We start from the raw sequence: 12199 nt of genomic DNA on the forward strand, positions 1-12199 counted from the left end.
GGTGGACTTCGTTAAATCGCTAAGCTAAGAAATTTCTACATTTAACTTGTCCGAATTCTTGACATAAGACCACTAGGAGCAATAGGTCATCTAAGAGGTATCTGTAAATAATTCAGGTAGAAATAGATATACTGAAAAAGGAAGCGGAAAATAGATATGAAAAAAATTATAAATATATTCCATTAAAATGTGTGCAGAAAACTCTGCACACATTTTTTCTTGTTCTCTTGATTGTTGATGTAGCAGGATTATTTCCAATTGGCATTAAATTTGCACTAATATTTTTAACGTTATTAAACAAAGGAGGGAAAAATCTACATTCTAATAAAGTAGAAGGGTAGAAGAAAACAGTTAGGGGTGGTAATTTGGAAACTCTATACATTAGTCGATGGTGACAAAACTACTGATGAGAGGATAGGTCATATTGGTATTTAAATATTAGAAGGAGAGAGAATATGTTCAATAAAAAGGGTTATACACTGATACTATTTTTAGGATTAAGTTTGATGGTTTCTCTTTCAGTATCGACTGCATTTGCAAGTTCTTCGGAGAGTCCAAATAAAAATGATCATGAAAAGAAGGCGTCAATAAGTTCACCTAATGGAAAAGTTCATTTGGATTTTGAACTGTCCGAGAATGGTAAACCACATTATGAGCTTTCCTATAAAGGGGAAGAACTTATTGAACCTTCCTCCCTGGGATTTGAGTTTAAAAATCAGAAGGCGTTAAAAGGCAGCTTTAAGATTGTGAAAACATCTATGAAAACGTTTAATAATACTTGGGAACCCGTATGGGGAGAAAAATCAAAAATAAGAAATCACTACAAGCAATTAACGATTTATTTACAAGAAAAAGAAGCTCCCAATAGAAAAATGAATTTAGTATTTAAGGTTTATAATAATGGGGTAGGGTTTCGGTATGTCCTGCCCGAACAGGAAAATTTGGATAAAAACATCCGGATTACAGCTGAAAATACGGAATTCAAATTTTCCAGTGACAATACCTCCTGGTGGATTCCTAATGACTGGAATAGCTATGAATATAACTATAAGAATACACCGTTAAGTGAAGTAGAAGAAGTTAGTACACCTTTTACAATGAAAACACCTGAAGGTACTTTCCTTACTGTTCATGAAGCGGCACTTATTGATTATGCTGGCATGGCTTTAAAAAAGGTAGATGGGGAATCAACGACACTGAAAAGTTATTTAGCCCCATGGCCAAATAGTAATGTCAAGGTTAAGAAGGATGCTTTGCCGGTGAAAACACCGTGGAGAACCATTCAAATAGGAGACGATGCCGGTGACTTGGTAGAATCTGATATGATTTTAAATCTGAATGAGCCCAGTGCTTTAGAGGATACGTCATGGATTGAACCAATGAAATATATCGGGATTTGGTGGGAAATGATAAGTGGCGATTCTACTTGGGAATCAGGGCCAAAGCACGGTGCGACAACGGAAAATGCAAAAAAATACATCGATTTCGCTTATAAATATCTTGATTCTGAAAATCAAAATATTGGTCTGTTAGTTGAAGGATGGAATATAGGATGGGATGGAAATTGGATGGAAAATGGCGATGAATTTAGTTTCACTCAACCTTATCCTGACTATAACTTAAAAGAAGTTGTCGAGTATGCGCAAGATCATGGTGTGTCCTATATTATGCACAATGAGACTTCTGGAAACATCATAAATTACGAAAAACAAATGGATGAAGCATATGATTTATATCAAGAATTAGGAATTCATGCTATTAAGAGCGGTTACGTAGCCGATAACGGAATGCATAATCCAGAAGACCAAAGTCACCATGGTCAATATATGGTTAATCATTATTTAGAAGCCGTGAAAAAGGCAGCTAAGCATCAAATAATGATTGATACCCATGAACCAATTAAGGGAACCGGCCTCCGTCGTACTTATCCTAATTGGATGAGTCGTGAAGGAGTTAGTGGAATGGAATATGCTGCTTTTGGCGACGATAACAATTTACCTAAGCATTCGACAATCCTTCCATTTACAAGAATGATGGCTGGACCTATAGATTTTACACCGGGCATATTTGATGTGAAAACGTCAAACAATCCCAATACTAGAGTCCTTACAACCCGTGCAAAACAATTGGCTTTGTATGTAACAATCAGCAGCGGGGTCCAGATGGTCGCGGATGAACCCAAAAACTATAAAGACGAAGACGGAAATATTTTACCAGCCTTTGAATTCATCAAAGATGTTCCAGTTACGTGGGATGACATCATTGTACCGAAAGCTAAAATTGGTGATTATGTCAGCATCATCCGCCAAAAAGGAGAAGAATGGTATATCGGAAGTATCACGGATAAGCAAGCGAGAGACTTAGAAATAGATCTCGATTTCTTAGACAAGGGTAAAAAATATGTCGCAGAGATTTACTCGGATGGACCTAACGCGGACTGGAAAACGAACCCGAATCCGGTTTCAATAAAGAAAGCCATTGTGAAGTCCAATGACACATTCGTTGCGTCTCTTGCAGCTGGGGGCGGGCAGGCCGTCAGAATTTATCCAGCAAGTAAAAAAGAAATAGCAAAACTTCCAAATTATAAAGCAAAGAAAATGAAGTTGTCTTATACACACGTTCCTGAGTCTATCCAATCAAATGATTCATTTGAAATAAAGGTAAATATTAGAAATAAAGGCAATGTCATCGTTGGAAAAAATTTAAAACTGCAAATTGATGGCAAAACAGTCGCAAAAAAGCATGTAAGAGTTGCTCCTGGAGGTACTGAGGAAATCAGATTCACCTATAATAAACTATTTAAAACCGGTGATCACAGAATCAGTGTAAACGGATTACCTGCTAAAAAGATAACGGTAGAAAAGAAAAAAACAATATTTGAATACAGTAACTTTAGTGTATCAGCTCAAGATCAGACAATTACGGCAACAGCTGAAGTCACTAACTTTGGCAGCTATAAAGATGTGGCAGAAGTGCCGCTTTTTATTAATGAAGAATTAGTCAAGAGGAAGAGGATTGAGGTACCTGCCCAAGCAGGGGGAGGAAGTAAAGATGTGACATTTACTTATTCAACTTCTGACAATATAGGTGTATATAAAGTGGCCATCGGTAATCTTGAGTCAAAGTTGGCAGCGTTACCTAAAATTGAACTTGCGGGTGGTTGGTTGTTCCACAAAGGGGACAATCTCGACTGGAAAGCACCAGGATACGACGATAGCGGGTGGCAAAAAGTAAACCTGCCGGCAAGTTGGGAAGAACACTCTAACTATACGGAAAATAATGTCTATGGCTGGTACCGGAAGGAGATTTTTATTCCTGAAGAGTGGAAAGGTCATTCATTGAAGGTAACTTTAGGAAAAATTGATGATATGGACGCGACCTATTTTAATGGCCAAAAGATTGGCCAATCTGGAAAGTTTCCAACTGGGGATGGTTGGGACGGAGCGAAAACGGCTTGGAATCAAATGAGGGAATATACTATTCCAGCTGATACTATAAAATACGGCCAGAATAATGTTATTAGTATTAGGGTATTTGATGGTACAGGTGGAGGCGGAATATATAGTGGACCGATTAAATCTATTAAGTTAGTTTCGGAAACAACTGCAACTAACTTGAAAATGCTTGTTCAGCGTTACAAGGAAACCGGTGAATTCGCAAATGACCGTGTTGCCCGTTCTTTACGCATTCACCTGGTTACAGTGAGCCGTTACGAAGAAAATGGTTCAGCTGAAAAAGTTGTTAAACACATGAAAGGTTTTAAACGTTTGCTGGACCATCAAAAAGGAAATGATTTGATTTCTGAGAAAGCCTATAAGGTTCTCAAGGCTGATGCTGACTACCTGATTAAGAAGTGGCAATAGATTTCTTAAGGGTGATACAAGGTAATAACTCCCTGTGGCAGGCGATGTCTTGTCACAGGGAATCCAAACAAATACGGGACGATGAAGCAGCGAAGATATGCCTTCCTTTTAATATGCCAGCTTCGCTTTTAAAATGTGTGTAAAACTTCTGCGCACATTTTCTTTTAAAAAAGCGTAATTTGCGGTCCCGATTATTGTTAGCTAACCAGGGGTCGCTGAATAAATAAAATTCCCTGTTATCACAAGGATTTTAAAGGTTTTTATCGAATATGTTTGTATGCATTTTCGGACTTTTCTGCTAAAATGAAACGTGGACTATAACTAACAAACGAACGGGGATCAGCATACTATGAGTCGCATGATGGATATTTATAAACAGCTCGGTAAAGCAGGCGAAAACGGACTTAGTGCCGGTGACATCGGAGAACAACTGGATATCGACCGTTCAACCGCCAGCCGTTATTTAAATGACCTGGTAAAAGCAAATAAAGCCGTGAAAATTTCAGGCAAGCCGGTAAAGTACGCATTTAAAGTATCCGTCCCTAATCAATCTGCAGGTACAGATGTGATTGGAGCCGGCGATAGTCTGCAGCCTATTTTGCAAACAGGTATGGCAGCCTTTTTGTATCCGTCAAGACCACTGCCAATTTTGCTGACAGGTGAAACAGGCACAGGTAAATCCTACTTAGCAGAAACGTTGTCGGAAATGGCAATCGAAAAGTCGAAAGATAAAAAAGAAGCACCATTTATTGCTTTTAATTGTGCTGATTATGCACAGAATGTTGAATTGCTTGTTGGACAGATTTTCGGGATTAAAGAAGGTGCATTTACCGGTGCTGCCAGGGATAAAAAAGGGTTGGTCGAACAGGCAAATGGCGGGGTTCTTTTTCTTGACGAAATCCATCGTCTCCCGCCATCTGGACAGGAAATGTTATTTTATCTTATGGATAAGGGTGTTTATCGCCGGCTGGGTGAGGCGACACAGGAACGCACTGCTAACATAGCTTTAATCGGTGCCACTACGGAGGATTCCCAAGATTACTTGCTATCAACACTATGGCGACGTTTTTCCGTTAAGTTAAATATTCCGCCACTCCGGGAACGAACCATCGCTGAGCGAGAGGCGCTGGTTGAATATTTTCTAGCTGAAGAAGCCGCGAAAATGAACACATCCTTGGCCATTGAGGATAATTGTCATGATGCATTTTTGACGTATAATTGCCCGGGGAATATTGGTCAATTGAAAAGTGATATACAGATTGTCTGTGCCCGTGCTTACTTACGGTATATCAATGGGGAAGATGAGAAAGTTGTTATAAAAATGGAAGATTTCCCAGGTGAAGGTACTCCATCAGCTAAAGGGGAGCTGCAGGCTGTTCAGATGATTGAAGCGAAGAAATCGGGGGGAAAAGCCGCCTTCTCATTTCCGAATATATATCAGCGATTGGACAGGTCAGATGAAAATGAAAATGAAGATTCACAAACTGTTGTACTGAATTATATTCGGGATCTGACCGATAAGTATCAGCAGCCGGGTGGCCCGCAACAGGGGTGGCAAAAACTAATTGGCGATGACTTGTTATCCGCTTTAAAAAAGGCGGCGAACCAGTTAAAAGACAATCCGTCTGTAACTATTCATGAAAATCAGCTGTATGTCATTGGGCTGCATTTGCAAAATTACCGCAACCATTTGAAGGGGGATGTGGCCAAAGCCCCGATACCGGTAATGGTTCATCCAAATACAGCCTATCGTCAAGCGGCAAATCAGCTTGCTGAATACTTACAGAAATCTATTGGAATGAAGTTACCGACAGAAGAAGTCGAATTGATTGCACATTTTTTGACACCTGACCAGCAGTATCAGCGGGAAGCGTCCCGTGAACAATCCATAGCAGTCATTCTGGTGACTCATGGGAAAACAACGGCATCATCCATGGCAGAGGTAACAAACTATTTGCTTGGAAGTAATGTTATCCATGCGGTTGATATGCCGCTGAACATCTCTGCCACTGACACGTACGAACGGGTCAAACATAAGATAAATGGGCTGAAACATACTAAAGGGGCACTAATACTCGTTGATATTGGTTCATTAATTACGATGGGTGATGCAATCAAGCATGAACTGGATGTACCAATCAAAACGCTATCAAGTGTGAATTTGCCTATGATTTTGGAGGCTGGCAGGAAATCATTAACTTCCGATCAGACATTGGATGATGTGTATGATGCAGCAAAAAAAGCCATGTTTGCATTTATGGAAAAAGAACAGGAATCGGCAAATATTAAAAAGAAACGGCTGATTGCTACGGTATGCTTTACAGGTGAGGGTGCGGCGCAATTACTTGAGTCCTGGATTGAAAACCAGCTTTCCACATTTGATCAGGATGTGTTAATCCGCACGGTGCGAATCGATCCCAGTACGAAAGATACATCAGTTCTTGATGATTTAAAAAGCTACTATGAAGTAATTGCAATTATTGGGACTGTACCGGTTTCCATTGATGGTATTCCATATATTCCGGCTTGGGAACTGCTGCAGCAGGAGGGAATTTCCCGGATGCTGAAACTGCTGGAGATCACCCGGCAGTCAAAAATTCCTTCGGTGGAAGAAGATGTTTCAACGGAGGAACTTTATGATCTGATTGTTCAGGGGCTTGGCGAAATTGTTACTTATGTTAACCCGAAAACCATTGCAGGAATTTTAAATAACCACATTCCTCCAATCCGTGACTATTATAGCTGGGACACAAACAGGGAACTGGGCATGTGGATGCATCTCAGTGTGTTAGTTGATCGGATTATTTCGGTTCGTGTAAAGGGGACCTTGGAGCAGTATATTTCTTCATTTCCAATTGATAACACGACGGCACTTATAGCTAAGGAACATAAGCTTTGGAATCCGCTTTTCCATAAAATCGAAGAAGCGTTTCAGGTCAAATTTACAAATGAAATAAAAAAAGAATTAGTTAAGCTTTCCCGATAATGTGTGCAAATAGTATTGCACACATTATTTTTTTGTGTTTTTTTACAAACTTATAAAAACATTTTGTTCACCGAAATACTGAACTTATGGCACTTTTCTGCTTGTAAGTGCAGCCATCATTTATGTTGGCATGTTTTTTGCATAAATATATATGGTTGCGCGATGGTTATCCTTTCCTGTTATGTGTAACCGGAAGTATAGAAGGTAAAAACGTTGGATTAAAAAGGGGGGATTAAAATGAAAAGGTTTTTATTTATATATGGACTTGTATTTTCAATGATTTGGATTGGTTATGGACTGTATTCTGTATTCACCAATCAGCCATCCGCTAATCTGATTCTGGGATTCGGTATAGCCTTTTCGGTCGTTATTTGTGCCGCAACTTGGTTTTCCTATTGGTTGATGGGGCACTATCAGAAAATTGATGCCATGGCAAAAAGAATTCTTGCCAAAAACTAATACAATTAAAAGGAGAGATTCCATATGAAATTAATTATTTTATGTAGCTGGGGTGCTACGTCAAGTCAGTTGGCTAAAAAAGTACAGGAAGCAGCAGAAAAAAAAGGGATAGACCTTGAGGCATTCGCAGGGGGTACAGGTGAATTCAAACAAAAAGCGAGCGAATATGACGTCGCTTTATTGGAGCCACAAGTACGCCATCTGAAAAAGGAGGTAACCAAGGTAGCAGAACAGCATAGCATTCCGGTTGAACTGGTTGACCAGCGTGCATTTGCATTAATGGACGGCGATAAGGTGCTTGATCAAGCACTGAACATGATAAAGGGGGATCAACAATGAATTTAGCACAATGGCTTGAAGATCACCTGATGGAACCATTGGGTAAGATAGCGCAAAACAAATATTTGCAGGCAATTCGTGATGCATTCGTTATTTTTGCGTTACCGGTTATTATTACCGGGGCGGTTTTCCTGATTATCGCGAACCCGCCAACCTCACTGGACTGGGGGATTATAAACGCTTGGGAAGATGCGGTTAAGCCGATTCAGGCACAGCTGTTATTTCCATTCAATCTGACTTTTGGGTTAATGGCAATGACTGTTGCGTTTGGTGTCGGGTACAGTCTGGCAATCCGGGAAGATATGGATGCCGTTATGGCAGGTATCCTCTCCATGTTGGCATTTTTCATGACTGCATTTCCGGTAACAGATATTACGCAAGTGCCATTTGGAGAAATTTTAAATTATCTTGGTGGACAGGGATTATTTGTAGCAATTATTTTAGGTATAGTCACTACCGAACTCATGCGTTTTCTTATCAATAAAGGTGTGGCTTTTGAAATGCCCGCGGGTGTACCGCCGTATGTGATGCGAACCTTCAGAGCGCTTGTTCCATTCATGATTATTTTGCCGTTGGTTTGGATATTGGCCTGGATTGTTTGGGAAAACTTTGGAAAAACAATTCCACAATTGGTATTGGACCTGTTCAGTCCGCTAGTAGCAGCATCCAACTCTTACTGGGCAGCACTTGGTATGATTTTAGTAATGCTTGTACTTTGGTCCATTGGTATTCATGGAATGAACGTTGTGTCTTCAGTGGCATACCCGTTTTGGATGACACAGCTTGCTGCAAATGCTGACGCTGTGGAAGCTGGGGAAAAAGCAACTGGTATCGTAACAGAGCCCTTCTTCCACATGTTTACACATATTGGTGGTTCCGGTGCAACACTTGGTCTGGTGATTTTCATGCTGTTCTCGGCATCTGTTCAGCTAAAACAGGTTGGCCGAACAGCAATTATTCCGTCATTGTTCAATATAAACGAACCGGTTATCTTTGGGGTACCAATTGTGTTGAACCCGATATTGATTATTCCGTTTGTATTAGGTCCGGTCATTATCGTAACCATCAACTATATTCTGTTTGCCACCGGTGTAATGCCTCCAGTGGTTGTTCAGCCACCATTTACAGTGCCTATTTTCTTTGGCGGATTTATCGCAACTGGCGGATCTGTGATAGCGGGACTTGTTCAAATCATGAACGCGATTATCGCTGCCGTTATTTACTATCCATTTTTTAAGCGGTATGAAAAACAACTTGTTGATGAAGAAAGTTCATATAACGATGCAGAACCGGCAAACAGCTAGAGAGGGGTCAGCAAAATGAATTATGAAGAAATAATGATGCAGCTTATTTTACATGGCGGAAACGCCCGTGGTGCGGCATATGAAGCATTAAACGAGGCTGAAGAATACAATTTTGAAGAAGCTGAAAAACTGCTTGAAGAAGCGAATGAGGAATTTTTAAAAGGACATCAATATCAGACAGAGCTGATTCAAAGTGATGACGAAGAAGCACCAAACTTCTTTATGATTCATGCACAGGATCACGTCATGACAGCACAAGCTGAATTGCAATTGGTTAAGCGGATGATTACCCAATTGAAAATGACACAGAAACTTGAACAGCGGATTGAAAAACTGGAACAATAAAAGTATTTCAATGATACTGCCTCACATCACGGATGTTAGGCAGTATTTGTATGGGAGGGCTAGAAAAATGAAATTCGGAACAATTGGAACAAGCTGGATAACAGATGCATTTATTGGCGCGGCAAAGGAGATAGATGGATTTATGCTGACAGCGGTTTACTCCCGGACGGAAGAGAAGGCCGCCGATTTTGCAAAGAAACATGGCGCACAGCACTATTTTACAGATTTGGAAGAAATGGCAAGCAGCTGCCGAATTGATTGTGTATATGTTGCATCCCCAAATTCAGTCCATTATGAACATGTCCTTACCCTTTTAAAACATAAAAAGCACGTAATCTGTGAGAAACCAATTTTTTCAAATACTAAAGAATGGAAGGAAGCCTACCGGGCTGCAGAAGAAAATAAGGTTTATTTATTTGAAGCAATGCGTAACATTCATTCGCCCAATTTTACAAGGTTGAAGGAAAATACAGGTCGTATTGGCCGGGTTCGTAACATGTCACTACAGCTTGTGCAGTACTCATCACGATATGATAACTACCTGCAGGGAGAAAGGCCAAACATTTTCACAGCGGAATTTTCGGGTGGCGCCCTTGTTGACCTGGGTGTGTACCCACTTTCCGTTGCGGTAGGATTGTTTGGCGAACCGAACAACGTTTCGTATTACCCAGTAATGTTTGAGAACGGTGTGGATGGCAGCGGAACATTGGTTTTGACTTATGATGGTTTCACAAGCACAATTTTTTGTTCGAAAATAGCCAACTCTTTCAATTCCTGTGAGATTCACGGTGAAGAAGGGACATTGGTGTTTGAAGGTGCCGGCGAGATAAATAATCTGCGGTTAATCAAGACTCCATCGAAAGAGGAATCGGCATTGAAGTCGGTTGCGGTTGATAACAATATGGTGTACGAGATTGAGCATTTTACACAAATCATTAAGAATGAAGATAATCAGACCTATGAGTATCTCAAAAATCAGAGTTCCATTGTTCTTTCTGTTACAGAAAAAGCGCGCAAACAAAGCGGTATTGTTTTTGGTACAGAAAAAACTGAAATGCAATAAGCACATTGATGGTAAAACGGTATGCATGAATGTCTGAAAAATTTTTGTATGGATAATTTCTATAGCTACGATGCACTAATGAATTATTGCTGTAATGTGTTTGGTGCTATGTTGACCTTTGCCCGGATTGTAATGTAACCTTTTCCAGTCTCATAGGCTTTGCGTATTCCACTTTTTCTTAAAATTTCACCGGCTGGTGCGACAGAGGGAGTTTTCACGGAGGAAAGTGGGGAAAATCAATCTTAGGCAAACGGGCGCTTTTCCCTAATAATGAAGGATACCAGGATCGCTTATACGATACCAGCCAATAACTGTCAATACTTACGGCTGAAAAAGTGCAAAAAAACATGTTATACTTAAATCAAACATGCCAAATAACCTTACCGTTATACCGATAAGATTTTTTAGACTATTGTGAAATTAATTAAATCCTTATGATTGATCTACAAAGACTTTCTGACGTTTTAACATGGCATGCACCCAGTGAATGAGTTTATTGGCACAGGCAATTACTGCGACCTTGTGTGGCTTGCCCTCATTCCTTTTGCGATTATAAAAGGCTATAAGCTTCTTGTTTCGGTTTTTGGCAATACCGCACTGCACAGCCGTATAAAGGGCTTGACGCAATCTTGATGATCCTCTTTTTGTGATGCGGTTAATGGATGCCCTATATTTGCCTGACTCAAAAACACTTGGATCTAGTCCTGCATAGGCAGCCAGTTGCTTAGGACGTTCAAACAGATCAATTCCCCCGATTTCGGAGATAATTGTTGCCGCAATCTTTTCTCCGACTCCGGGAACGGATTGGACCAATTCATAATCGTCAAAGGTCTTGGCCAAGGCATTAATTTCCTTTCGTAATTTGGATAGATGCTCCTGGTATTGAAAAAGCATCTGGATGTACATCTGTAGGCTAAGGACATGGCCCTGGCAGATCGGATCTTGAAAGGGATTGCGGGCAGCCGCATCTTTTAATTGTGCTGCTTTATTGAAAAACCATGCGTCGGAACGTCTTGCTCCGAGTTGACGCATCTCCATGGCCAATGCCTGTTGAGAGACCTTTTGAATATCTGCAGAAGTCGGATAATGCAGTAAGGTGTTCAGGGATAACTTGCCGCAAAGATCACTAAAAACACTATGATACTCCGGGAAAATCTGATCCAGAGCAGCCTGAAACTGAAGTTTGATTTCAACATAGCTGTCCGTTAAAGCGCTGTGTTGTCTGGTTAATTGCCGTAGATTCAGGTATTGTTCGGTTTTCCTCTGAAACACTTCCAGATCTTCTTTGTAATACAACTCCCCCAGATGGAAGGCATCGATTTTGTCCGTTTTCACCTTACGCAGGCTTGTTTTTCGAGCTTCATAGGAAATGACTGGATTGATGACATAATAAGTTATATCATAATCCTCAAGAAATTGAAGCACAGGTTCATGATAGTGCCCAGTGGATTCAAAAATGACAGCCGGAGGTTGTCCGGAAACCTGTTCCACCTCTTGATAAAACTGATAAAAAGCGTGAAGTCCTTGTAGATGGTGTTCAAATTTAAAACTTTTCTTATATGGTTTTTTCCTTTGTAAAAAGGCTTGGACCTGGCTTTCTCCTTTTGCGACATCCAGGCCGATGACAGGATTCATAGGTAATCACAACTCCTTTGATAGATTCGTCAGTGCGCCCCTCACATCCCTTGTAGTTTCATAGCTTCGCTTGTTATACGGGATCATGTCCCAACCAGCCTCAAACATGTTTCTACAAGGAAGGGGTGGACAGTATTGCGGACGGGATCGAGTCCCACGGGCGCCAGCGTCCTCCCCCGACTTCCTCAAGCATATGAAACCTATA

General features: G+C 40.6%; 8 protein-coding genes. 7 read left to right on the plus strand and 1 reads right to left on the minus strand.

The window, feature by feature from the left end:
* Positions 1-455 precede the first annotated feature (455 nt).
* The 7 genes from ABD010_RS14850 (at position 456) to ABD010_RS14880 (ending at position 10359) form a co-directional block, all read left to right on the plus strand.
* Positions 456-3863, plus strand: a complete 3408-nt coding sequence (locus ABD010_RS14850; RefSeq protein ID WP_217697232.1) for a glycoside hydrolase family 97 N-terminal domain-containing protein — start codon at positions 456-458, stop codon at positions 3861-3863.
* A 349-nt stretch (positions 3864-4212) separates the two neighbouring features.
* Positions 4213-6849 carry a sigma 54-interacting transcriptional regulator gene (locus ABD010_RS14855; RefSeq protein ID WP_343814783.1) on the plus strand — a complete coding sequence of 879 codons (2637 nt, stop codon included), beginning with the start codon at positions 4213-4215 and terminating at the stop codon, positions 6847-6849.
* A 237-nt stretch (positions 6850-7086) separates the two neighbouring features.
* Positions 7087-7308: a hypothetical protein gene (locus tag ABD010_RS14860; RefSeq protein ID WP_077324735.1), complete on the plus strand. Its 222-nt coding sequence runs from the start codon at positions 7087-7089 to the stop codon at positions 7306-7308.
* Positions 7309-7332: 24 nt separating this feature from the next.
* Positions 7333-7647, plus strand: a complete 315-nt coding sequence (locus ABD010_RS14865) for a PTS sugar transporter subunit IIB (protein ID WP_077324736.1) — start codon at positions 7333-7335, stop codon at positions 7645-7647.
* Positions 7644-8951 (plus strand): PTS sugar transporter subunit IIC, encoded by a 1308-nt coding sequence (locus tag ABD010_RS14870; RefSeq protein ID WP_077324737.1) that lies wholly within the window; start codon positions 7644-7646, stop codon positions 8949-8951. Before ABD010_RS14865 ends, ABD010_RS14870 begins: the two co-directional genes overlap by 4 nt.
* 15 nt (positions 8952-8966) lie before the next feature.
* Positions 8967-9296 carry a PTS lactose/cellobiose transporter subunit IIA gene (locus tag ABD010_RS14875; protein ID WP_077324738.1) on the plus strand — a complete coding sequence of 110 codons (330 nt, stop codon included), beginning with the start codon at positions 8967-8969 and terminating at the stop codon, positions 9294-9296.
* A 67-nt stretch (positions 9297-9363) separates the two neighbouring features.
* A complete protein-coding gene (locus ABD010_RS14880) occupies positions 9364-10359 on the plus strand; it encodes a Gfo/Idh/MocA family protein (RefSeq protein ID WP_077324739.1) in 996 nt (331 codons plus the stop codon).
* A gap of 432 nt (positions 10360-10791) precedes the next feature.
* On the opposite strand, the gene ABD010_RS14885 is transcribed toward ABD010_RS14880, so the two are convergent.
* Positions 10792-11994 (minus strand): IS110 family RNA-guided transposase, encoded by a 1203-nt coding sequence (locus ABD010_RS14885; protein ID WP_343814795.1) that lies wholly within the window; start codon positions 11992-11994, stop codon positions 10792-10794.
* Positions 11995-12199 lie beyond the last annotated feature (205 nt).

The sequence above is a fragment of the Virgibacillus siamensis genome, assembly GCF_039522605.1.
Classification (GTDB): Bacteria; Bacillota; Bacilli; order Bacillales; family Amphibacillaceae; genus Lentibacillus; species Lentibacillus siamensis.

Excerpts from the sequence above, each read along its gene's own strand:
- ABD010_RS14850 (WP_217697232.1), top strand. The coding sequence starts at position 456 with ATGTTCAATAAAAAGGGTTATACACTGATACTATTTTTAGGATTAAGT.
- ABD010_RS14855 (WP_343814783.1), top strand. The coding sequence starts at position 4,213 with ATGAGTCGCATGATGGATATTTATAAACAGCTCGGTAAAGCAGGCGAA.
- ABD010_RS14860 (WP_077324735.1), top strand. The coding sequence starts at position 7,087 with ATGAAAAGGTTTTTATTTATATATGGACTTGTATTTTCAATGATTTGG.
- ABD010_RS14865 (WP_077324736.1), top strand. The coding sequence starts at position 7,333 with ATGAAATTAATTATTTTATGTAGCTGGGGTGCTACGTCAAGTCAGTTG.
- ABD010_RS14870 (WP_077324737.1), top strand. The coding sequence starts at position 7,644 with ATGAATTTAGCACAATGGCTTGAAGATCACCTGATGGAACCATTGGGT.
- ABD010_RS14875 (WP_077324738.1), top strand. The coding sequence starts at position 8,967 with ATGAATTATGAAGAAATAATGATGCAGCTTATTTTACATGGCGGAAAC.
- ABD010_RS14880 (WP_077324739.1), top strand. The coding sequence starts at position 9,364 with ATGAAATTCGGAACAATTGGAACAAGCTGGATAACAGATGCATTTATT.
- ABD010_RS14885 (WP_343814795.1), bottom strand. The coding sequence starts at position 11,994 with ATGAATCCTGTCATCGGCCTGGATGTCGCAAAAGGAGAAAGCCAGGTC.